Here is a 21,614-nt window from a genome sequence, read left to right on the forward strand (position 1 = left end):
GTATTTGTTTTTTTTCTAGGATAATTGCATTCTCCTCTATAATTAATCACATTATAAGTATATAATTTCTAATATAGATAAGGCACATAGCAATCCATAATTGTTATGTGTCCAAGATAACTATGAGGAGGTATTCATGCAAGCTATAGATTTTAAAGAGATTAATCAAAAAATATCCAAAAAATTATTAAGTCCAAAATATTTGAAAAGACATGATATTCCAAAAGCTCTTATAGAAGATTTTTTATCAAGCTCATGCTATTTAGAAAACTTAAGAATTATGATAGAATGCATGGATTTTACATGCACACGCACTCTTTTAATTTGTGAACCTGTGATGACTGAGCTGTGCAAAGATAATTTACCCAAAGACATGCTTAAATACCTATATAATTTCGCATTGGATAAATCCTTTCCAGAGGCTGTAACTATGACACTTCATAGTAATTTAGAAACTGCTTGCAGACTATATCTAACAGTTCTTAGAATTGTATGCAATGTTCAAAAAAGTTATAGTGATAGCACTTGGCAAAGTGAATACGCCATGAATTTTTTACTACAGGAAGAAATAGAAAGTTTAGAAAATAACGATGAATATGTAAAATTCACTAAAGCTTTTAAAAAAGATTATATATATGAGATGATGAAACTTAATGGTGAGGTTTTTAAATATAATACCCTTGACCATATTTGTGGAGTGCACTCTCTTGCGCTACATCTTGCAAGGCAACTTAAGCGCAAGAATGTTAAAATAGATTTAGGTAGAGTTTCAGGAGCTGCGGCTGGGCATGATGTTGGAAAATATGGTTGCTTTGGTGATGACCTTAAAAGAGTGCCTCATTTACATTACTATTACACAGATCAATGGTTTAAAAAACATAACATAAACTACATTAGAAATATTGCAATAAATCATTCTACCTGGGATTTAGAGCTTGAGAACCTATCACTAGAATCACTAATATTAATATATTCTGACTTTAGAGTTAAAAATCTTGAAACTATCCAAGGCCCCACTATGAACATCTTCTCCTTAGATAAATCCTTTAAGGTTATACTCGATAAATTAGAAAATGTTGATGAAAAAAAAGAAAAAAGATATAGAAGGGTATATGCTAAACTAAAAGATTTTGAAGATTATTTAATTAGTATTGGCATTAATACCTGTCTAGATAAAAATGAAAATCATGAGATTCCAAAATCTCCAATTTATTCACTAATGCAAGGAAATGATATAGTTCAAAATCTTAAATATCTTTCTATAAATCATAATATTAACTTAATGCATACCTTGCGTGACGAATTTTCTTTAGATGAAGTATTAGAACAAGCTAGAAGTGAAAAAGACTGGAAAAATTTAAGACAATATATAATGGTGTTTGAAGAATATTCTACATATTTAACTCAAAAACAAAAGCTACAGACTATTAAGTTTCTCTATGATAATCTTACTCATTCTGAAGACGATATTAGACGTGTTTGTGCTCAGCTTATTGGAGTGCTTATAGCTATCTTCGACGAATACTATAGCAAGGAAATCCCCAAAAATGTTAATATAGAAAACCCTAATACACCAAGCTCAGATTTATTTGCGGAATATTTGAATTTATTACTTTATCCAAGCCACAAAATGATTTCAAGTCATAAAACTTGGATGGGATATAGCACTAGAATTATGGTTAATAGCTTATTTGAAAATTGCAGAAAAAGTATGCTCATCCCCTATAGAAATATTATTCTTAAGTATTATGATTCTGCACACTTTGGCAATACGGAAACTCAATTGTTTTTACTCGTAACTGCAAAATATATTCCCATGGAACCTTATGAAGAGAAATTGTCTGTATTGTTTAAATATGTAATTTCAATGACAAACAAAAGAAGCAGTATTTTAAGGCTTTCTGCCTTAGAAATTATAAACGACTTAATAATAAAGCTTCCAAAATCTAATTATTTAAAGGAAAATTTAATAGGACAGTTTTCCAGTTACTATACTAAAAGTAAACTCCCTGCGGAAAATTTACTTAAACTTAGAATTTTCACACTGCTTAATCTTAAAACTTCTATTCCTATTTTTCAAAAATTTTGTGAAGAGGATTATGCAAAAATACCTGATATCTTTTTAAGCAATTTAAAAACAGCAACTGATTGGATTAAAAAGAAAAACCAAATCGATTTATTGTTAAATTATACTTTAAATAAAGCCCCTGCCACAGGACTACATACAGCTATTCATTTTTGTAATTTGCTTAAAGTAAGTGCTATTGAGAGTGTTCGCAGTAGGGCAGGCATTGCCATACTTAAAATTATGCCAACACTTACATTACCTGAACGAAATGAAATTTCAGTAGAACTTCTTCGGGCACTAGAGATAGAAGGCCATAGATTTACTGAGTATATTCCACCATATTTCGGTGAAATCCTTCTTTGGTTACAACCTGTGGAGTTAAATGAAATTATTGATGATTTAAAAATCAAAATAAAAATAGCCAATGAAAATGTAAAGCCTCTTATTCTTAAGACTCTAGGTGTGTGCTTAGCTAATTATCCTAAGTACAGAAGTAGATTTATTGAGAAATCAGAGGATTACGATAACCGCCTATTAAATATACTTGGTATCCTTTTAAATGGTCTAGCTGATTACAAAACAAAAGTTAAACAGTCCGCCATAATTACCCTGGGCAAAGATGTTTTTGGTTCTAAACTGTTGTCTTTAGATGAGAAAATTGTTATATTTAAATTAACTGCAAAAAAAATTCTTACACTAATTGCGAATGATAGCGCAGAACAGTTACTTTTCCTTACAAATTCTGCAGCACTAAATCACATATATAGATTTATATCAGATTTCAGTTTCTTTATAGGTGAAATTAATATACCTATTCCTTCAAAAACAGCTTTTTTCCCGGGCACCTTTGACCCCTTCTCCCTTAGTCATAAAAACATTGCAAAATCTATAAGAAATATGGGTTTTGAAGTTTATTTATCTGTAGATGAGTTTTCTTGGTCAAAGAAAACCTTACCAAATTTACTTCGTAAAAATTTACTAAGTATGTCCATTGCAGATGAATTAGATATTTTTATTTATCCAGAAAGCTTTCCAACAAATATTTCTAATCCAGAGGATTTGAAAGAGTTAACGGAAAACTTTAGTGGATCTCAGGTTTATTTTGTTGCTGGCAGTGATGTTATATTAAATGCTACTTGCTACAAAAAGCCTATAACAGAATTCTCTATACACAATTTTCCACATATAATTTTTGAGCGTGGAAAAAACAAACAATTAGATGAGGCCAAGAAAAGAATCCTTGGAGAAATTAAATTAATAAATCTTCCTTCTAATTATGCCAGCATTAGCTCTAGTCAAATAAGAAATTATATTGATGACAACCGTGATATTTCAAGCTTAATTGATCCGCTAGTTCAACAGTATATTTATGAAAATGGTTTTTATCAAAGAGAACCACAGGATAAGCTATCACTGGCATATCCTCATATAGATATTGAGTTTGCTGAAGAGTTTACTGAAAGCTTTATAAAAAAGCTCTCTAATTCCTGTAGTGACAAAGAACTTGTTTTCCAAATTTTAACCCAGCTATCGAAAAAAATAGCGCCAAAACTTGTCATAATTAAAAATATCCAAAGTCATGAGATTCTAGGTTTTGCATCAATGCATTGGATTCGTTCCAATATTTTATACAGTGAATTATATGATGATAAATTATCAAGATATGTTCGTGAAAACGCATCTGGTAGAATTATCCTTATTGATCTAGTGTATATAAACAATAAGGAAAAAAGTAAAGAGAAAAATAAAATACTAGAGCAAATACTTATTACAGAGTCTTTAGCTTATGCCTTATCTAAAGATTATGAATATGCAATTTTCAAACCAATTTTGCAAGAATTGTATGCTCCTTCATTAATAGAACTTCTATATTTACATGGTTTTAAAAAAGTTGATACCACTGATCCTAGTTTAACTGCTCTTGTGGTGGATATGAATAGTCCTTGTGTATTAAACTTAGATTTAGAAAATATTCTTAAAGAACCCTTTAGGAGCAGTGCACGGGTAAAGCAAGTTATTTGCAGTACAAGAAAGCGTTTGCAACAGGTTATATCTGATTTGTATCCTGGAGAACTCGTATTATCCTTTGATAGTGATGTACTTCACCAACAAATGATAAAAAAGGTTTGTAGTGAAAATGATGTCCCAATTAAAATAAGCCATACAAAGCAAAATGGGGAAGCTATGTGTGTACCTTATGGAGATATTCTTGACAGATATATAGTTCCAAATACTGTTACAAAATCACTACATACAGAAAAGTTTTTTAATCCTGAGCTTAAGAAATTTCATATTGGAGAATTCCCTTATTACTTAAATCTTAAGCATCAAATTAAAATGATAAAGTCTTTTAATAGACCTGTGATACTAGTAGATAATATACTTCATAAAGGTTATAGGATGAAAGCTCTAGACCCTCTCTTAAAAAAGGAGTCCATAAATGTAAAAAAAATTATTGCTGGCATTCTATCTGGGCGAGGAAAGGATCTAATGGATATGCAAAATCGCGATGTTGATAGTGTTTACTTTATACCAAAGCTTAAAATCTGGTTTAATGAGAATACACTATACCCATTTATTGGTGGAGATGCGCTATGGAGAGGCACTTACCCAAAAAGAAACTTACTTCCCTCCATTAATTTAATACTTCCCTATACTTACCCAGTTTTCATAAAAAATGTACTACCCAAAAATCTTTATGAATTATCAAGAGTGTGTATTGAAAATTCTATAGAGCTTTTAAAAGTTCTGGAAAATGAATACCATATCTTATATACTCGTAATTTAACTTTAGCTTCACTCGGTGAAGTATTTACTGTTCCACGCTGTCCTGATATTGGACGTGATATGCATTATGATTTAAATATTTCACCCTCCCACTACCTAGAAAATGATTTACAGCAATTACGTAGGTTAGATAATTTATTATAAATAAAAAGAGGTGCTTAAAATGTTTTACTATATTTCCCACGAAAAATTATTAATATCTAATGAAGAATATCCAAGTCTTGAGATTATGTCTGAAAGTGAAGCCGCAAAATATAAGGGCATGATTTTTGCCCTTAGTAAGATTAACCCAGAACATGGTCGGAGGAGTTTCTCTGTTTCCCATGAGAATTTTCTCTTTTTAAAAGAAGAAAACTTAAATTTACTTGTAAAGCCTGTAGCATTCACTGTTAAAGTGCCACAATGGATAAAAGAAGCTATTGTTAATAATCGAGTTACCTCTTTGAATACCATGTATCCTAACTGGCAGCAGGTATTAACATACAGCTCGCCTAATAAATGGAGAATAAATGTAATAGGCCTTGGGGATGTTGGTGGCACTTTACTTACAGGTTTAAAACTCTTAGGCGCTCAAAAAATTCAAAGTCTCGGACTTTACGATAGAGATACAAATCGCAATGAACGCTACAAATATGAACTTAGTCAAATCCTTTCACCAGACATGAATGAAAATTCTATAAATATAGTGTCCTTAAAAGAAGAAGATGTCTTTGACTGTGATATGTTTGTATTTTGTGTATCTGTTGGCGTACCCGAGGTTGGAAAAGAGTCTACAGATGTTAGACTCGCACAGTTTAAAGGTAATTCTAAAGTAATTTCCCACTATGCTACCCTTGCACGTGAAAAAGGATTTATTGGCGTATTTGCAGTAGTATCAGATCCAGTGGATTTGCTTTGCAAAGTAGCATTTGTTGAAAGTAATAAAGATAGTTTCGGGCATATGGACTTTAAGGGCCTAGCTCCAGAACAAATTAGAGGGTATGGCCTGGGGGTTATGAATGCTAGAGCTTGTTATTATGCCATGCAGCAAGATACTACAAAACATTATATACATGAAGGTAGAGCTTTTGGACCACATGGTGAAGGTCTCATCATAGCAGATAGTATTGAAAATTATAATGAATCACTTTCAGATTCTTTAACTCTCAGCACTAAGACTGCAAATTTAGAAGTTAGATCTACAGGCTTTAAACCATATATTGCTCCAGCTCTTTCTTCTGGAACTTTGTCACTACTCGCCACTATTAATTCACAGTGGCATTATAGTGCAACATTTATTGGGGGGACTTTTATGGGCTCTAGAAATAGACTTCTACCATCTGGAACTGAGCTTGAAACCTTGAACCTAAATGAAGTACTCTTATGTAAGTTAAATTCAACCTATAAACTTCTTCGTGACTTTATATAATTTATTTAAGAAGTTTGTAAAAAGGGGGTTTTTATGAAGGATCTATTTGTAATTGTACCAAGCAAAAATGTATCTCCCATGCTTTCAGAAATGATAGGCGAGGTTACTCGTTACAACAATTATACTTTAGTGGAGGATCCTAACAATATTCCTGACCTTCAAAACAAGAAAATATTCTTTGCTTCTGAAAGTACAGATATTAATTGTGATATTTCAATGCTACAATTCTTTTCGAAATTATATGAAAAGGGCAATAAATGCCTTTTGGGTTCTTCTGCTGCTGTCCTTGTTCATAGTAGTACGGAACATGGTACCAAACGTACAAGTCAAGATATTATATATCTTGCAAACAACTTAGGTTGCTCCTTCATAGGGCACAGCGTAGTAGAAGCTACTTCAACCCTTAGAAATTTTCTCACTTGGAAAAAAATTTTAAATTTACCCTTAGAAGAAATTTGTTTGAACCTGTGCTCTAGGCTTCGAAATCGATTATTAGAATATAACCCAATTACCATAAATAATCCTAAAATATTAGTGCTATACTCAAGTCCACATAAAACTTCTAATACTTTGGATTTATGGCATATGACATCGGATCATCTCTCGCTTTACGATATTAAAGAACTACAAATAGAAAATGGAGAGGTTTTAGACTGTAAAGGTTGCTCTTATAAATTATGTACTCATTACGGCACTCAAAATAAATGCTTTTATGGTGGAGTAATGGTAGATGATGTTCTTCCCTCCATTGAAAAATCTGATGCAATAATATGGCTATGTCCTAACTATAATGATGCAATAGCTTCAAATTTAACAGCTGTAATAAACAGGTTGACAGTGCTGTATAGAAAAATATCCTTTTATGATAAGAATATTTTTGCAGTGGTGGTATCCGGTAGTTCTGGAAGTGATTCTATTAGTAAACAATTAATTGGAGCCCTAAATGTAAATAAGGGCTTTAGATTGCCACCATATTTTTCTATAATGGCTATTGCTAATGACCCTGGTGAAATTTTTAAAGTTCCGCAAATTCATGAATCAGCTAAAGATTTTGCTGATAATATTAAAAAGGAAATAAAAGCCTAATGCGCTTTTATTTCCTTTTTAGGTATATTTTAAAAATAAACCTTATTCTACTTATTAGTTATTTTTTAAAGATTCCTTGATTTGGATTATAGGTTTATTCAAAATTGGGTGAATAACATAAGGTGCTATATCACATAATGGCTCTAAAACAAACATTCTTTCCTGCATTCTTGGGTGTGGCAATATTATTTCTTCTTGCGGGCTAATAATATTATCATAAAGTAATACATCCAAGTCTAAAGTTCTAGGGCCCCACCTTATAACTCTTTCCCTTTTAAACTCCTTTTCTATAGATAATAGGAATCGTACAAGCTCTACTGGATTTAAAAGTGTCTTTACCTCAATAGCACAATTTAAGAAATCCTCTTGTTCTAGATATCCTACAGGACTTGTTTCATAAAATTTTGATGTTTTTGTTATTTTAGTATGCAGTGAATTATTTATACGCTCTAGTGCTCCCTTAACATTTTTTTCTTTGTCTCCCATATTTCCACCTATACCAATATAAGAAATATGCCATTTTCTATCTACCTCTACCGATACATACCTAAGTGGCTTTCCAATAGGTGCCCAAGGTTTTTTGATTTTAACTACTACTCTTTGTACTAAATCATATTTTAAAAGTATAAATTCAGCTAATTTCTCTGTAGCTTTTTCTATTAAATCATAGCTTTCCTTCTTAAACTCTTCCTCCACAAATTGGCAAAGCTCACCATAATGAACTGTTTTAGTTAAGTCATCAGTTGTGCCTGCTTCCCTTAAACTAAGGAAAAGCTCTAGTGAAATTAAAAATCTTTGTCCTAAGTTTTTTTCCTCTTGAAATACACCATGATGAGCGTATACTTCTAAGTCTTTTATATAAATTTTGTCCATAGTATTATGTCCCCCCTATATTCCTTTGTAACTAAGAGTATTTCTTAAATCTACATTATCATCTTTTAACTTCTGCATATAGCATCCGTCATAACGCAAACTCTTTTATTCTCCAGTATATCATGCACTCTTATAAATTCACAACCCTTCATTATTCCTATAGTAGTAGTTGCAAGGGTCCCGCAAAGCCTTTCGCTTGAAGGTAAATCCAGTGCAAATCCTATCATAGATTTTCTTGAGGTTCCAAGCAGTACTGGATATCCTAAGCTATTTAGCTTTTCTAGGTTATTCATAGTTTTTAAATTTTCCTCATAACTTTTTGCGAAACCAATACCTGGGTCTAGTATTATATTTTCACTTTTAACTCCTGCCTTTATTGCTATTGCTATACTTTCTTCTAAATCTTTTAATATATCCCCCATTAAACTGTTATATTCTCTATTATCTCTATTGTGCATTAAACAACAAGGCACATTATACTTAGCTGCAACTTTTGCAATGTAATCGTCCTTCTTAAACCCCCATACATCATTAATCATAGCTGCCCCTGCTTTTATGGCAAGTTCTGCAACCTTACCTTTATATGTATCCACAGAAATAGGAACCTCTATCTCCCTCTTTAAAGCCTCTATAATAGGCACTACTCTTTTAATCTCTTCTTCTTCACTTACAGAATTATGCCCTGGTCTTGTAGATTCACCACCAATATCGATAATATCTACTCCCTCAGAGACCATCCTTTTGGCATGCTTTATGGCTGCCTCAATATTATTAAATCTTCCCCCATCAGAAAAGGAATCAGGGGTAACATTTAAAATTCCCATTATGTACGTCCTTTTACCAATTTCAAAATCTTTGTTTCCTATTTTCATAAATTTCCTCCTAAAAAATAATTTTTAGTATGTTATCTTCAAGTTTTTCTTCTCCACAGGCCATTTGCAATCATAACTAGCCACACAGTTAGCACAATTTCTTGAAAGCTTGTCACACTTGTATAATATATAGCTTAAACTATTTGATTTTTCAGTATTATTTCTATGATTTCCTATAGCCTCTATAATCTCATCTATTTCTTCAATATCATAACTACACTGCTTCAATATTTCACTCGCAATTTCCACACTAGCAGTATCATGAGGTGTACCATTCTCATACTCTTCTCCACGACCTATATCATGCAAAAGTGCAGTTGCATAAATCATATATTTGGGTATATTCAAGGTATTTTCTAAACTTATTATGTACATAAGTCTTGCCACATCTAAAAAGTGCGGCATATCATGTTTGCAAAATTCTCTTTGTTTTTCTAGATTTTCTATCTTTTTTAAATTATACTGAAAACTATGGTTTTCTATAATAATATTGATTTTATCATTTATTAAATTTTTTTCTATTGTTTCCACCCCTTTGGAGTAGTATTTAGGCTAGTTAAAACAAATAACAAATCAATTTGCTAGTCTATTTTCATATGCCTTATTCCTTATAATTTTCTACACATCTATCATAATACTTTTTTATTTGGGAAACAACCAAACTTTCATTAAAAATTTTATCTTCGATTTTATTTATCTTCATTATGCCCATAATACTATTAGTTATAAAAATGCCCTCTGCTTTTATTAATTCGTCATATGTAAACTCACCTTCTTGGATTTCAAATCCCATTGGCAATGAATTTTGTATAATAAAATCTCGAATAATACCCGGTAATAAGCCACATTTAATCTTTGGCGTAAATATAATCCCATTTTTCACAAAAAATATATTACTTACAGCTCCCTCACTTATAAATCCTTCTGTATTTAAAAATAGTGCTTCATTATATCCTTTTTTTATAATCTTATCTCTTTCAATAATATTCTCTACATAGTTAAAAGATTTCACATAAGTTAAATTAGAATGTGCATTTCGCCGTGTCTCACTTAATCCTAAAGAAAACCCTCGCGCGTAGTCACTATCTATATATGGAATTTCTCTTTTAGTAATTATAGTGTTTTTCTCAGATACCATAATCTTAAGCACAGAGTTTTTAGGGCTAAGCTTTTCCACACCAGCATAAATTTCAGCTTCTGTAATTTCTTTATTTACCCCTAGTGTGCTAAGTCCACTATTTAACCTTTTTATATGCTCTCTAAGAAATATTGGTTTTTCTTTAACTAATATAGTCTCAAAGACTCCTCTTCCAAAGAAAAAGCCACTATCAAGAGATATCTTGTCTTCGCTTAAGTTACCATTTATAAGTATCATAATACCTCCTTAGGTGTCACCCATGTAGCAATACTCTATAATACTCGCATCAAAGCCTTTGCTTTATCTAAGGTTTCATCATATTCGCATTCTTCATTAGAATCCCAAGTTATTCCGCCACCTACGCCAAAATAAGCCTTATTGTCTTTTATTAAGATTGTTCTAATAATTATATTTAAATCCACGTTTCCATCAAAGCCTAAATATCCAAGTGCCCCTGTATACACATTTCGACCTACTGGCTCTAATTCCTCAATAATTTCCATTGAACGTATTTTAGGTGTTCCTGTTATAGAACCTCCTGGAAAACAAGCCTTAATGCATTCTAGAGGGCTTATCCCATCTTTTAGTTCACCTACTACTGTAGATACCAAATGAAATACTGTACTATACTCCTCTAATTTAAAAAGTTCAGTTACTTTAACAGAGCTGGGTTTGCATACTTTACTTAAATCGTTTCGCTCTAAATCCACCACCATCAAAAGTTCAGCCTTATCTTTTTCGCTATTTATTAATATATTTTTATTTTTCAAATCTTCTGATTCATCTATTCCTCTTGGCATAGTGCCCTTTATAGGCCTAGTTTCTACCATTCTGTTTTTAATTGACAGAAATCTTTCTGGGGAGGAGCATATTATATTAAAATCTTCAAAGTTCATAAAGGCAGCAAAAGGAGCTGGATTTATATGTCTTAAGTCTTTATATATTTTATATGCACTTTTACGAGTGTTACAACTAAATCTTTGAGTTAAATTGGTAATATATATATCCCCACTTTTTATATAAGCTCTTACCTTTGATACAGTATTGATATAATCCTTCTTTTCAAAACCCGAAGTAAATTTATTCACTATGCTTCCTACTTTTTCATATACAATTTTATTGCCCTTTTGTATCAGCTCTGCAATATCTAAAATACTGTCTTTTGGTGATTTAAGTAAGCCTAGTGCAGATATATAAACACTCCTTTCAAGATTATCTAAGACAATAACGTTATCATAAAAATTATAAATGCAATGTGGTATATCTATATCTTGATTTGCTATATTAGGTAGCTCTTCAACTTCCCTAGCAAGGTCGTAGGAAAAATACCCCATCCCGCCAGCTACAAAAGGAAGATCAGTATTGTTTTCTATAGCATATTCTTTTATGATTTTATTTAACTCTTCAAAGGTATCCCCTGCATATACTTCTTCTCCCTTGTAGCATCTACCATCTTTACTTTTAAAAGTTAAAAAACAGTTAACCCCTATAAAAGAGTATCTTCCTAAAGTTTCCGCATCTCTAGCACTATCTAATAACATTGTATTTAAATCTTCTTTAAATAGTGAATATATCTCAAATCCATCAAGTTTTGTGTTGAATTTTTCAATTAGTAGCTTCATTTTTTCTCCTTAGCTTTTTATAACTTTATTTTTAGTTCTGACCTCATTAATAAAATTTTTAAGAATTTCGTGTCCATACTCAGTTAGCTCTGCTTCAGGGTGAAATTGTACCCCTTCAATGTGATATTGCTTATGTCTTATTCCCATTATAACCCCATCCTCCGTCTCACTAGTTATCTCTAGCACATCTGGTAGTGATTCTCTCTCTATTATTAAGGAATGATATCTTGTAACCTTCATTGGACTTACAATATTCTTAAACATATATTTTCCACTATGTACAATTTCAAATACTTTTCCATGTACTGGCTGAGTTCCTTGAATAATTTTACCACCAAATACCTTACCAATAATCTGATGACCAAGGCATATTCCCAAAATAGGTATACTCTCTTTAAAGGTTTCTACTATTTCCATGCAAATCCCTGCATATTCTGGAGATTTTGGACCAGGTGAAATTATTATGGCTTCTGGTTTAATTCTCTCAATATCTGAAAAGGTAATTTTATCGTTTCTATAAATTAATATTTCCTCACCTAATTCTTCAAAGTATCTAACTAGGTTGTATACAAATGAATCATAGTTGTCTATCATCAAAAACATAATCTATCTCCTATTCTCTTATAATTACCTATTATAGCAAATATTTTGCAGAAAATCATTAGGATTAGGATAAGAGTTCACTAAAAGCGATTCATATATTCTTTAAAATTAAACGTATATATTACTAAAACTGTTTAGAATTTCTGGTATTTCTCCAAATAATAATTATTATTTGTTAGAAACCCCTTTTAATATTCACCATTATTAGTTAAAATGATATTATATAAATAAAATATCATAATTATTTTCTAGTTACTTTAATATTATTTATGATAAACTTTAAATTCGAGGTGATTTTATGTACAACAAAGGTGATTTCCATCTTCATACAAATGCATCTGATGGAAAACTAAGTCCTAAGGAATTAATTTATACAGCTTCTACAAGAGGTTTAGATATTATTGCAATAACAGATCATGACACTACTTTAAATGTTGAAGAAGGAATTAGAGAGGGTGCACGTGAAAATATAAGGGTAGTTCCTGCCATAGAGCTCTCTACTATTCACAATAAAGAAAGTATTCACATTTTAGGTTATTTTAAAGATGATAGTTATAAAAATGGTGTTTTTCAAAATTACTTAAAAGAAATGGAAATTTATAGAGTATTAAGAGCTGAAAAAATAGTGGAAAATCTAAATACATTTTTCAAAATAAAATTAGATTACCAGAAAATTTTAGATGATGCCAAAGGGGTAATAGCTAGACCTCATATAGCTAAAGCTATAATGAATGCTGGTTACAAATATGATTGGAAATATATATTTGATAATTTGCTTTCAAACGATAGCCCTGCATACGTGCAAACCAAGAAAATTTCAACAGCTGATGGTATAGCTATGTTAAAGAAAGTTAATGCATTGGTAGTACTTGCACACCCTGTGCTAATTAAAAAGTCTTCTATAGATGAAATGATGTGTTTTGATTTTGATGGTATTGAAGCCGTCTATCCAATAAATACAAAAAAACAAAAAGCCTTTCTAAAAGCAAAGGCTAGAGAGTATAATAAATTTATTACTGCTGGTTCAGATTTCCATGGGATTACAACCTCAGATACTAGTCATGGTGTAATTGGTTCAGTTTTCCTAAGTCATAATGAACTAGCTGCCTTTGTAAATGAATTAGACAAATAAAAAGGGATGTTTTCACATCCCTTTTTTCATTTCATTTAGTGCGTAATATATACTTTTTTAAATCTCTATTAGGAATGCTTCGTAAGCTCTACAAGCCTCATAAATATCTGCTTTACTTGCAATTTCCCATGGTGCATGCATGTTATGAAGAGCAACTCCTGAATCAATAACCTGCATACCATACTCAGCTAGTATATAAGCTATAGTTCCACCGCCGCCTTGATCTACTTTGCCAAGCTCTGATGTTTGCCATGAAATTTTATGTTTAGCCATTATAGTTCTAAGCTCTGCAATAAATTCTGGGTTTGCATCGTTGCATCCGCCTTTTCCGCGAGCTCCAGTATACTTGTTTAAAACTATACCTTTACCAAAATATGCAGAATTACGTTTTTCCATAACTGAAGGAAAGTTTGGATCAAAAGCCGCACTTACGTCAGAAGATAGCATTTTAGAACTCGCGAGTGCTCTTCTTACTTTTAAGTCACTATATTCTCCCATTAAATTAACAACTTCAGCTACTGTGTTTTCAAAGAACCTAGATTGCATTCCTGTTGCGCCAATACTGCCTACTTCTTCTTTGTCCACAAGTAAAACAATACAAGTTTTATCTGTTTCTTTGATGTTCATTAATGCTTCATAAGATGTATAAGCACAAACTCTGTCATCATGTCCATACGCCATAACCATACTACTATCTAGTCCATAGCTTCTAGCACGCCCAGCAGGTACTACTTCTAACTCTGAAGATACAAAATCTTCTTCATCTATATCATATTTATCATTTAAAAGTCTTAATACATTTAACTTAACTCTATTTTTAGCTTCCTTATCTTCTACTGGTATACTTCCCATAAACACATTTAAATCTTCGCCTTCAATACCCTTTGCCATAGTTTTTTGCATTTGGTCTGCAGACAAGTGAATTAGAAGATCTGATATTCCCACTACTGGTTCTTTTTCGTCTTCTCCTATTACTATATTTACTACAGTGCCATCTTTCTTAACCACAACACCATGAATAGCTAAAGGGATAGTCACCCATTGATATTTCTTAACTCCACCATAATAATGTGTTTTAACTAATGCTAAATCAGAATCTTCATATAATGGATTTTGTTTTAAATCAAGTCTTGGCGAGTCAACATGAGCCCCTAAAATTTTAAAACCCTTTTCAATAGGCTCAGAACCAATTAAAAATAATGCTAAAGTTTTTCCCATGCAGTTTGCATAAACTTTATCACCGGCTTTTAATGCAGTGCCATCTTTTATATAAGTATCAATGTTTTTGTAACCATTTGTTTCAGCTAAAGTAATAAATTCAGTTACGCACTCTCTTTCAGTTTTGCATTTTGACATAAAATCTATATAATTATCAGATAATGCGAATACTTTTTCCAAATCACTTTTAGTGTATTTGTCCCAAGCTAATTCATATTTTTTTTCTAAATCTTTAACATCAGACATGTTTAATTACCCCCTAATATAAATACTTTTTATATTTACTATTCTACTAAATATTTTATTGAATTACAAATACCAAAACTGTCTAAAAAAATCAGTTTTGGGTTTAGTTGGTCCTAAATCAAATAAAACTTTCAAATTTTACAAATAAACAATATATTTATGGTATTCACTGTATATTTTCGAAGTTTTATTATCTGAAAATTGCATATTATTAAAATAAATTATTTTTTAATTATTTCGAGCTGCAGTTACTTCCTCTATTCTCATATTTATGGTCTCAACAGGTGTTATCTTAGAATTCAAACTATATCTATAATTAGCTGCAGCAGCTTCTATAATCACCGCTATATTTCTACCCGGCCTAATTGGCAAGGTTATCTTTCTTAAAGGCACATTTAAAATGTCCATAAATTCATTATCTATACCAAGCCTATCATATTCTTCATTCTCATTCCACAGAGTAAGTGAAATATATATACTAATAGTCTTAGTGTTTAGAACAGAACTCATACCATAAATCGCTGGAATATCTATTATTCCCATACCTCTTACTTCCAGCATACCCGAAGTTATATATGGACAACTTCCTAGGAGCACACCATCAATTTCTTTAATGTCTACCGCGTCATCTGCAATAAGTCTATGTCCCCTTTTGATTAATTCTAAGGCACATTCACTCTTACCTATACCACTTTCACCACTTACTAATATTCCTATGCCATAAACATCTACTAGAACTCCATGAAGTCTAGTTTCTGGGGCTAGCTTAGTGTCTAAGAAATTTGTAAGCTTACTAATAAATCTTGTGGAAATTAATTTGGTCCTTAAAATCCATGTACCATTTTCCTGCGCTGCCTTAAGAATTTCTTTATGAGGTTCCAAATCCCTAGTAAAAATAACACAAAACGGATCTAATTTAAAATATTTATTAATTCGTTTCTTCCTAAGTTCTACTTCCATGCAGTCTAGAAATCCCCACTCTGCCATGCCTATTAATTGAACCCTCTTATTATCAAAATACTGATAAAAGCCTGCAATTTGAAGCCCTGGTCTATTAATATCACTAACATTAATTAATTTACCCTTTTCTCCTTGCACTAAAACCTCTAACTTAAAATTCTCTATTAATTCCTCTATAGTAACATCCATTAAAATCCCCCCATTTCTACTCATTAGTAAATTTATTGTTTTTAATCCTTCTATTATACTTTTTTTATTGTATCTAATTGCGCTCTAAAATTTCTTTTAACATTATCAATATACTTTTGTCTTAATTCTTGCTGCTCTGCTTTTTCTTCACCCGTAAGTCCCTCTTCTTTGCTTTTCTTGTAAAGGTAATTTATTCTATTGGTTAACTCATCTATACCCATAATATCACTCCTATACTATTTTTAACTTTTTATTAGTAACTATTGAAAATTAAACGCGTTCTATCTCTTATAATTATAGCACAAGAAATTTAAGACCTTTTTCGTCATTTACATATTATGTAAAATAGCTTTCTCAAACATTTGCATGGGTTTATTTGGTATATTTTACCATGTTGTGTTTGATTATTTACCCAATTTATAGTCTATTTTGTAATTTTGTATATTTTATTGACTAAGAAAAAACCTAACATGATTTAAATAATTTGGTATACTATATTTGCTTTACAAAAACAAAATTAACAACAAGGAGTACAAGTATATGAATAAGAGGTATAAATTTATGAATATTAAATTACAACTTATAAAAAGAGAATTAGAATCATTAAGACTGATATTGCATTTTCTACTGAATTTTAAAAAACCTACTGATAAAATAGTTGTATCTTGCAGTCAGCAATTAGATGAAGTTATTGTTAAGTATGAAAAAGTTAAAGCCACTTGCAAAAAAGTGGCTTAACCGTCCACCTATTATTATAAAAGAAATTTAGATATCTAGTTCAAGTAAAATATCATCAATTTCTATATCTGCATCTTCACCATAAAAAACTACAGCGAATTCATTAAATTCATATGCATCTTGTGATATATCACAGCCAATAAACTCGTACTCAATTTCCATTTGCTCCGCACATTCCTCCATGATATCTTCCACATTATCTGCTGCAATATCACTTAAATAAGGTAGAAAATATTCTTCGTACCAGTCCTCTTTATCCTCTTTAAAATTGCCTTCTTCATTTGCATAACAGGTAGCTGCTTCTACTTCTACTTCATCATAATAATATTTAAATTTTATAGCTATGGTGCCCTTTTTATATTGAATTTCAGCTATATCACTTAAATCATTTGTTTTTAAAAAATTTATTATATATTGTTTATTCATATAAATCCCCTCCATACTATATTTGTAAATTATTCATTGCTACTTTATGCTTATTTAAATAATACTAGAAATAGCTTTTTTTTTCTATAACAAATTCAAATAATATTAATTAATATATTTATGTATCATATTATTTACATATGAAATGCTTTTAATTCTTTATAAAAAAAGGAAAACTCCACTATTAAATCATCTCCTGCGGAGCTGCAATTAACGACTTCAGAAGGATGTTTAGATTCCCACTTAAGTTTTTTCTTTGTTGCAGCATGTAACTCCCACTTATATAAGTAGGATACTTTCCTCCTGAAATGTCATTAAAGTAAAATTTCCCTTTTTAATTATTTATTTAAGGTAAACTGTGATTGACTATTTTAAAATTTCTAAATAGGCTTCTACAAAGTTGTCAGCCATTTCATATTCCTTAGTACTTGGAACGAATTTAAATTTAAGTCCCTCTTCTACCACGTTAAATTTTAAAGACTTTAGCCTTTGTGTAAGCATAGGAATACCTTCTCCACTCCATCCGTATGATCCAAAAGCTGCTGCTGCTTTGCCTCTATTGGTTATTGCACACACAAGAGATAAAACGTCCCAAGCAGGTTTTACAGCATCTTGATTAATAGTTGGAGAACCTATCATAATACCACTAGCTTTTTCAATTAATTCCACAATATCGCTTAAATTCATGGATGTAATTTCGTGAGCCTCAGCTTTTATACCATTTTCATTGATTTTCTTAGCTAAATATTTTCCAACAATTTCAGTATTACCATAAGCTGAAACATAAAAAATCTGAACATTTTTTTCTTTTATTTCATAAATTTTAGCCCATTCTCTATAAAGGTCTAAATACATTTTAATGTCATCTATATGTATAGGTCCATGACTTGGTGCTATCATATCTAATTCTAAATCTTTGATTTTATCCAGACCCATATTTACAAACTTTTTAAAAGGTCCCATTATAACATCAAAATAATATTTCATTTCATCAAAATAATCACCTGAACAAGCATCCGTTATACAATTAGTTGGTGAATAGTGACAGCCCATTACATCACAAGTAAACAATATTTTTTCTTCCTTAATATATGTAAAGATTGTATCAGGCCAATGTAAATTTGGTGCTGATATAAATTGTAAGGTATTTTTACCTAAACAAATTTCTTCTATTGCTGGCTTACTGTTAAATTCCTTATTAGTAATTTCTTTCAAATAGCTTATAGCAGCTTTTGAAGCAACAACAACAGCCTCTGGATAAACTTCTAAGAACTTAGATAAAGAACCACTATGATCCAGTTCTGTATGTTGAACAACTATGTAATCAACTTTTCTTTCTCCAATAACACCTTTTATTTTACCTAAAAACTCTTCAAAATAACCATCTTTAACACAATCTATTATAGCAATTTTTTCATCGTCTATTAAATATGAATTATAAGTAGTTCCTTTTTTTGTTTCCATTATAATATCAAACACCCTAAGCTCTGGGTTGTTTACACCAATCCAATAAATATTGTCTTTTAACTTTGTTGTTTTCATTCTAAAATCCTCCTTGTAGTTCTCTTGGCAAGATAACAATCATCAACTGTTACCACACCTATAAACTTATATGATTTTAATCCTCTTATATATAATATATTTTACCACATTTAGCAAACCTGTTCAACTAATAATTATTATTCGTTAGTAGGTTTTTAGTAATTCGCATAACTTTATTATCTTATAGTTTGTCACTTAAATATTAAAATATTCAACTCAAATTCGCAGTACTGCTTTAAAGTCTTTTTTTCTTAGATGATGCTAACAAAAGTATATATCGCGTAAAATGCATTTCTAGCGATATATACTTTACCTTATAGCATCGAAAAAACTCTTACTTCGCATTTAGCGATTATTAACCGCTAAGTTATTCTAATAAACTTGAAGGTTTCCCCTTATAAAAGATATACTCCATATGTAGCGCCCTTGTAAGAACTACATATAATATTTTCTTGTCTAACTCATTATCACCATAACTTTCTTCGTCACAATTATAAACAATACTGCAATCAAACTCTAAGCCTTTAGTCATATAGGAGGGTATAATTATTCTTTCTGACTGAAAATTTTTATCAGTATTTTTTATTAACTCCCAATCATTTTCACTGTACTTTTTAAGTTGAGTTTTTATATATTTGCACTCCTTAAAGGTTTTTCCAATAACTGCAATACTTTTCTTTCCACTTATCTTTACACTTTTTACTATTTCATCTAATTTCTCTACAAATTCTTTTTCAACACTGTAACTTATTAAGTCTGGCTCTTTCCCATGTCTTAGTACAGGACTCGCTGGAGTTATATAATTTTCTTGCTTTTGAAGTACCCTATTTGCAACATTTATTATTTCTATAGTCGATCTATAGCTTTGAGTCAGTGGAATATAATTTGCTTGTCCTTTAAAAACCTCACTAATAAGCTTTTGCCAACTCTCAATGCCCTTATAATAGTAGATACCTTGCCCAATATCGCCTACAATTGTAAAAGAATCATTAACTACAATGCTTTTAAGCATCAATAATTGAAAATTACTATAATCTTGCGCTTCATCTATTACAATATGAGAAAAATTGAATTTATCTAAACCTTCAATTTTAAGCTTCAAATAAAGTAAAGCTGCTAAATCATCGCTATCTATAATACTACCACTGATGCTTGCAATAGTTTCAGATTTAATAAAATCATATAACTTTGTGCCTATTTTGCCTTCTGTAAGTTCAGTGAAAACTTCTTCATCCACAAGTAAATTAAAATATAAATCAATTATGCTCTTTTGGGACCATTGTTTAAAATACTCATCCATGGCTTTTTTAGCATTAGCATTGAAATGCTTTTTTTCCTCATCCCTTTTATCATAAAGTTCAATAATTTTTTTTCTTTTAGAAGTTTCATCCTTAATATCTCTTTTAGCGCTTTGAATAGATCTCTCATAGGTATAATCTATCTTTTCGAAGACTTCTGGAATTATAACCTTTAATTTCAAGTTGAAATATCTCTTAATCTCTTGTTTTCTTTTATTTAACGGGAAGTTTACTAAATCCTTAGAGTATAATCTTTTTATTTCATTTGAAGTAAATAATATATATTCCCCCACCATAATATCCTCAATTTGAATATCTTTGTTTTCTATATATTTTAAGTATCTATCCATAATACTTTTATATGTCATACTTCCTTTAAATTTACTGCTAGTAGTTATAAATTTCACTTTTTCCTTATTGCTCTCTTCCATAACTAAGGAAAATTTCATATCCTTAGTGTGAATTTTGCCACTATATTTTAAGATGCTGCAAGCGATATCCTCAAAAGTGCTTTGCTTAACTCCACTTACCCCAAGACTAGGTAATATATCAGAAATATAATCTAAAAATAGCTTATTAGGCGCTATAACTAAAATCTCATGGGTAGTTAAGTTTTCACTATATTTATACATGAGGTATGCTAGCCTATGTAGTGCAACTGTAGTTTTTCCGGAACCTGCAGAACCCTGTATTATCATTACTGTATTTTTACTTGCCCTTATAATTTCATTCTGTTCCTTTTGAATTGTAGCTACAACATCTTTAAGCTTGCTTCCTATGCTTTGTTCTAAATTTATCTTTAAAAATTCATCTACTAATGCATTATCCTCAGTTTCATCACTTGAAGATCTTAAAATTATATCATTAATACCTTCATCGAAAGCATTTTCTAATTTTTCATTTTCAATAAGAAATTTACGTTTTAGAGATAGCACACCATCAATAAAACCTATAGGTGCCTTATAACTAACCTTACCTTGCTGCCCACTATAATACAATTCTGCAATGGGCGCTCTCCAATCAATTACTTTTTCTTCGCCCTCACTGCTATCATTTAAACCAAATTTGCCTATATAATAGCTTTCCTTATCTCTCCTAACCTCACTAAAATCAATCCTTGCAAAATATGGTTTATGAGATGCTTCACTGTACTTTTGTAAATTATTATTTGCAAACTCATATACCTGCTGTGTTAAAGCTAACTCCTCATTATATGTGCCACCAGAACTTTTCTTTAACATAGATACTTTTTTTTCTAATTCTTCATGTTTTTCAGCTGCTAAATTAACTTGCTTATTGAGCCAGTCTACAGTTTCCTCTAGTCTACGCTTTTCTAATTCCATTTCACTCTTATTTATTGCCATTACCTCGCCCCCATTCCCATACTTTGATTTACAATTATATAATT

Annotated in this window: 17 protein-coding genes; 5 read left to right on the plus strand and 12 right to left on the minus strand. The window is 30.8% G+C overall.

The window, feature by feature from the left end:
* The first annotated feature begins 136 nt into the window (after positions 1–136).
* From G9F71_RS18090 to G9F71_RS18100, 3 genes are read left to right on the plus strand one after another with little or no spacing between them, the layout of a single operon-like run.
* Complete coding sequence (locus tag G9F71_RS18090) at positions 137–4,999, plus strand: cytidyltransferase (protein WP_164949168.1); 4,863 nt, start codon at positions 137–139, stop codon at positions 4,997–4,999.
* A gap of 19 nt (positions 5,000–5,018) precedes the next feature.
* A complete protein-coding gene (locus G9F71_RS18095; protein ID WP_164949169.1) occupies positions 5,019–6,263 on the plus strand; it encodes a lactate/malate family dehydrogenase in 1,245 nt (414 codons plus the stop codon).
* 33 nt (positions 6,264–6,296) lie between these two features.
* Positions 6,297–7,349 carry a flavodoxin family protein gene (locus tag G9F71_RS18100; RefSeq protein ID WP_164949170.1) on the plus strand — a complete coding sequence of 351 codons (1,053 nt, stop codon included), beginning with the start codon at positions 6,297–6,299 and terminating at the stop codon, positions 7,347–7,349.
* A 54-nt stretch (positions 7,350–7,403) separates the two neighbouring features.
* Here G9F71_RS18100 and folK read toward each other — a convergent pair whose 3' ends face one another.
* The 6 genes from folK to G9F71_RS18130 all read right to left on the minus strand — a co-directional run bounded on the left by folK (position 7,404) and on the right by G9F71_RS18130 (position 12,457).
* Positions 7,404–8,222 (minus strand): 2-amino-4-hydroxy-6-hydroxymethyldihydropteridine diphosphokinase, encoded by an 819-nt coding sequence (folK, locus tag G9F71_RS18105; protein ID WP_164949171.1) that lies wholly within the window; start codon positions 8,220–8,222, stop codon positions 7,404–7,406.
* A gap of 65 nt (positions 8,223–8,287) precedes the next feature.
* On the minus strand, positions 8,288–9,094 hold the full coding sequence (gene folP, locus G9F71_RS18110; RefSeq protein ID WP_164949172.1) for a dihydropteroate synthase: 807 nt from the start codon (positions 9,092–9,094) through the stop codon (positions 8,288–8,290).
* Positions 9,095–9,118: 24 nt separating this feature from the next.
* Positions 9,119–9,625, minus strand: coding sequence for an HD domain-containing protein (locus tag G9F71_RS18115; RefSeq protein WP_224626473.1), 507 nt, complete (start codon positions 9,623–9,625; stop codon positions 9,119–9,121).
* A 70-nt stretch (positions 9,626–9,695) separates the two neighbouring features.
* Positions 9,696–10,469 (minus strand): aminotransferase class IV, encoded by a 774-nt coding sequence (locus tag G9F71_RS18120; RefSeq protein WP_164949173.1) that lies wholly within the window; start codon positions 10,467–10,469, stop codon positions 9,696–9,698.
* Positions 10,470–10,504: 35 nt separating this feature from the next.
* Positions 10,505–11,854, minus strand: coding sequence for an aminodeoxychorismate synthase component I (gene pabB, locus G9F71_RS18125; protein WP_187353458.1), 1,350 nt, complete (start codon positions 11,852–11,854; stop codon positions 10,505–10,507).
* A gap of 9 nt (positions 11,855–11,863) precedes the next feature.
* Entirely contained in the window at positions 11,864–12,457 is a 594-nt protein-coding gene (locus tag G9F71_RS18130) for an anthranilate synthase component II (RefSeq protein WP_187353459.1), read from the minus strand.
* Positions 12,458–12,755: 298 nt separating this feature from the next.
* On the opposite strand from G9F71_RS18130, the gene G9F71_RS18135 reads away from it, so the two are divergent.
* The gene (locus tag G9F71_RS18135; protein WP_164949174.1) at positions 12,756–13,589 is read left to right on the plus strand and encodes a PHP domain-containing protein; all 834 of its coding nucleotides are present in this window, start codon (positions 12,756–12,758) and stop codon (positions 13,587–13,589) included.
* 57 nt (positions 13,590–13,646) lie between these two features.
* On the opposite strand, the gene G9F71_RS18140 is transcribed toward G9F71_RS18135, so the two are convergent.
* The 3 genes from G9F71_RS18140 to G9F71_RS18150 all read right to left on the minus strand — a co-directional run bounded on the left by G9F71_RS18140 (position 13,647) and on the right by G9F71_RS18150 (position 16,423).
* Positions 13,647–15,053, minus strand: coding sequence for an aminopeptidase (locus G9F71_RS18140; protein WP_164949175.1), 1,407 nt, complete (start codon positions 15,051–15,053; stop codon positions 13,647–13,649).
* 228 nt (positions 15,054–15,281) lie between these two features.
* Entirely contained in the window at positions 15,282–16,202 is a 921-nt protein-coding gene (gene hprK / locus G9F71_RS18145) for an HPr(Ser) kinase/phosphatase (RefSeq protein WP_164949176.1), read from the minus strand.
* A 53-nt stretch (positions 16,203–16,255) separates the two neighbouring features.
* Positions 16,256–16,423 carry a DUF896 domain-containing protein gene (locus G9F71_RS18150; protein ID WP_125003979.1) on the minus strand — a complete coding sequence of 56 codons (168 nt, stop codon included), beginning with the start codon at positions 16,421–16,423 and terminating at the stop codon, positions 16,256–16,258.
* Positions 16,424–16,742: 319 nt separating this feature from the next.
* Between G9F71_RS18150 and G9F71_RS18155 the strand changes: the two genes are divergently transcribed.
* The gene (locus G9F71_RS18155) at positions 16,743–16,940 is read left to right on the plus strand and encodes an aspartyl-phosphate phosphatase Spo0E family protein (RefSeq protein ID WP_125003977.1); all 198 of its coding nucleotides are present in this window, start codon (positions 16,743–16,745) and stop codon (positions 16,938–16,940) included.
* A gap of 27 nt (positions 16,941–16,967) precedes the next feature.
* Here G9F71_RS18155 and G9F71_RS18160 read toward each other — a convergent pair whose 3' ends face one another.
* From G9F71_RS18160 to helD, 3 genes are all read right to left on the minus strand, one after another.
* A complete protein-coding gene (locus G9F71_RS18160; protein ID WP_164949177.1) occupies positions 16,968–17,366 on the minus strand; it encodes a hypothetical protein in 399 nt (132 codons plus the stop codon).
* A 366-nt stretch (positions 17,367–17,732) separates the two neighbouring features.
* Complete coding sequence (locus G9F71_RS18165; RefSeq protein WP_164949178.1) at positions 17,733–18,908, minus strand: FprA family A-type flavoprotein; 1,176 nt, start codon at positions 18,906–18,908, stop codon at positions 17,733–17,735.
* Between the two features lie 367 nt (positions 18,909–19,275).
* Positions 19,276–21,570: an RNA polymerase recycling motor HelD gene (helD, locus tag G9F71_RS18170; RefSeq protein WP_164949179.1), complete on the minus strand. Its 2,295-nt coding sequence runs from the start codon at positions 21,568–21,570 to the stop codon at positions 19,276–19,278.
* Positions 21,571–21,614: the final 44 nt, after the last annotated feature.

Source organism: Clostridium sp. FP2, assembly GCF_011065955.2.
GTDB classification, from domain to species: Bacteria; Bacillota; Clostridia; order Clostridiales; family Clostridiaceae; genus Clostridium_AD; species Clostridium_AD tagluense.

Coding starts and splice junctions, on each gene's coding strand:
- pabB (WP_187353458.1), bottom strand. CDS start 11,854: ATGAAGCTACTAATTGAAAAATTCAACACAAAACTTGATGGATTTGAG.
- G9F71_RS18130 (WP_187353459.1), bottom strand. CDS start 12,457: ATGTTTTTGATGATAGACAACTATGATTCATTTGTATACAACCTAGTT.
- G9F71_RS18165 (WP_164949178.1), bottom strand. CDS start 18,908: ATGAAAACAACAAAGTTAAAAGACAATATTTATTGGATTGGTGTAAAC.
- G9F71_RS18120 (WP_164949173.1), bottom strand. CDS start 10,469: ATGATACTTATAAATGGTAACTTAAGCGAAGACAAGATATCTCTTGAT.
- G9F71_RS18155 (WP_125003977.1), top strand. CDS start 16,743: ATGAATAAGAGGTATAAATTTATGAATATTAAATTACAACTTATAAAA.
- G9F71_RS18160 (WP_164949177.1), bottom strand. CDS start 17,366: ATGAATAAACAATATATAATAAATTTTTTAAAAACAAATGATTTAAGT.
- G9F71_RS18090 (WP_164949168.1), top strand. CDS start 137: ATGCAAGCTATAGATTTTAAAGAGATTAATCAAAAAATATCCAAAAAA.
- folK (WP_164949171.1), bottom strand. CDS start 8,222: ATGGACAAAATTTATATAAAAGACTTAGAAGTATACGCTCATCATGGT.
- G9F71_RS18140 (WP_164949175.1), bottom strand. CDS start 15,053: ATGTCTGATGTTAAAGATTTAGAAAAAAAATATGAATTAGCTTGGGAC.
- G9F71_RS18100 (WP_164949170.1), top strand. CDS start 6,297: ATGAAGGATCTATTTGTAATTGTACCAAGCAAAAATGTATCTCCCATG.
- hprK (WP_164949176.1), bottom strand. CDS start 16,202: ATGGATGTTACTATAGAGGAATTAATAGAGAATTTTAAGTTAGAGGTT.
- G9F71_RS18095 (WP_164949169.1), top strand. CDS start 5,019: ATGTTTTACTATATTTCCCACGAAAAATTATTAATATCTAATGAAGAA.
- G9F71_RS18135 (WP_164949174.1), top strand. CDS start 12,756: ATGTACAACAAAGGTGATTTCCATCTTCATACAAATGCATCTGATGGA.
- helD (WP_164949179.1), bottom strand. CDS start 21,570: ATGGCAATAAATAAGAGTGAAATGGAATTAGAAAAGCGTAGACTAGAG.
- folP (WP_164949172.1), bottom strand. CDS start 9,094: ATGAAAATAGGAAACAAAGATTTTGAAATTGGTAAAAGGACGTACATA.
- G9F71_RS18150 (WP_125003979.1), bottom strand. CDS start 16,423: ATGGGTATAGATGAGTTAACCAATAGAATAAATTACCTTTACAAGAAA.